The organism is Eubacterium sp. CAG:156 (assembly GCF_000434315.1).
Taxonomy (GTDB): Bacteria; Bacillota; Clostridia; order Lachnospirales; family Lachnospiraceae; genus Eubacterium_U; species Eubacterium_U album.
Window position 1 is genome coordinate 1 of record NZ_FR878176.1, and the last position, 988, is coordinate 988.

The window sequence follows — 988 nt, forward strand, 5'->3', positions numbered from 1 at the left end:
GGAATTGAAGACGGACTATTTGGAAGTGATAGCTTTATGAAGACAGAAAAAACAAAAAATGGTGATTTCTACGATGTATCTTCGCTTGAAGGAAGCAGACCTGAAAATGTAGAAGTACTTGGTGGTGGAGTTAGCACATTTGTTAATTTTTTAATAGAACAGGGAAAGAGGTAATTTCACAATGAAGATTATTATAGCTAAAGATTATAATGACATGAGCAGAAAGGCTGCAAATTATTTATCTGCACAGATAATAATGAAGCCTAATGCTGTAATTGGACTGGCAACAGGCGAGACACCTATTGGAACATATAATCAGTTAGTTGACTGGTATGAAAAAGGAGATATTGATTTCTCAGAAGCAAGAACAGTTAATCTTGATGAATATAAAGGATTGCCTGTAGAACATGAACAGAGCTACAGATATTTTATGAACAAATATTTGTTTGACAGAATTAATATCAAAAAAGAAAATACTCATTTACCAAATGGAATGGCAATAGATGATGATACTGAATGCGAAAGATACGAAAATGTCATAAAGAGTGTAGGCGGAATCGATATGCAGTTATTGGGAATCGGATTAAATGGTCATATCGGATTTAATGAACCGGGCGAATCATTTGAAAAGACAACACATTGTGTTGAACTTACACAAAGCACAATCGATGCAAACTCGAGACTATTCCATGAAGGAGAAAAAGTTCCTGAAAAAGCTTTTTCTATGGGTATTAAATCAATAATGCAATCTAAACAAATTTTACTGATTGCAAATGGCGAAAAGAAAGCACAGATTGTAAAAGATGCATTCTTTGGACCTGTAACTCCAAAAATTCCGGCGTCTATTTTACAGTTACATAACAATCTTACGGTAATTGTAGATAAGGATGCTGCAAAGTATTTATAATTTGTTCGTGCATATAGTGAACGGATTTTTATTTAACAACGTGGAACACCTGCAACTTTTGTTGTGGGAAAATGTTATAAA

1 protein-coding gene is annotated in these 988 nt (G+C 33.7%); it reads left to right on the top strand.

Features of this window, described 5'->3' with window-relative positions; all coding sequences use genetic code 11:
• The first annotated feature begins 181 nt into the window (after nt 1–181).
• Complete coding sequence (nagB, locus tag ABMA45_RS08575) at nt 182–907, top strand: glucosamine-6-phosphate deaminase (protein ID WP_022089480.1); 726 nt, start codon at nt 182–184, stop codon at nt 905–907.
• The last annotated feature ends 81 nt before the right edge of the window (nt 908–988 follow it).